1 protein-coding gene is annotated in these 350 nt (G+C 59.4%); it reads right to left on the reverse strand.

The annotated features are described in order from the left end of the window. Positions 1-93 precede the first annotated feature (93 nt). On the reverse strand, positions 94-350 hold a 257-nt coding region (locus tag MOV80_RS23340), incomplete at its 5' end, for a hypothetical protein (protein WP_249605568.1).

Below are 350 nucleotides of genomic sequence, written 5' to 3' on the forward strand. Positions count from 1 at the left end.
TCTCATAAGCAATGATCAAACGGGCGGCGCGCTTGAGAGCCTGGTTTTGCTGGATCAGCAGCTTCATCATGGCAATGCTCTCCCTGATAGCCATCACAGCACGCCGTTAAAGTGTTCCAGCCCCTGTTTCAAGCGTTGCTGTATCGGTTCCAGCAAGGCCAGCGCGTCCTCGCTGGTAAACAACAGCGGCTCGTCGCGGCGTTCCAACAGGGTGATCAAGGCCAATAAGCCCGTGTGGGCGGCGCGCATGTCCATCACGCCGCGCAGCAGGGCGGTGTCCAGTTCGACATAGCAATGGTTCAACTGCTGGCCCAGTTCGCCCAGCAGCACCATATCGCCGGCAACGGCGG

Origin of the sequence: Chromobacterium sp. IRSSSOUMB001 (assembly GCF_023507765.1) — a bacterium.
GTDB lineage: Bacteria > Pseudomonadota > Gammaproteobacteria > Burkholderiales > Chromobacteriaceae > Chromobacterium > Chromobacterium haemolyticum.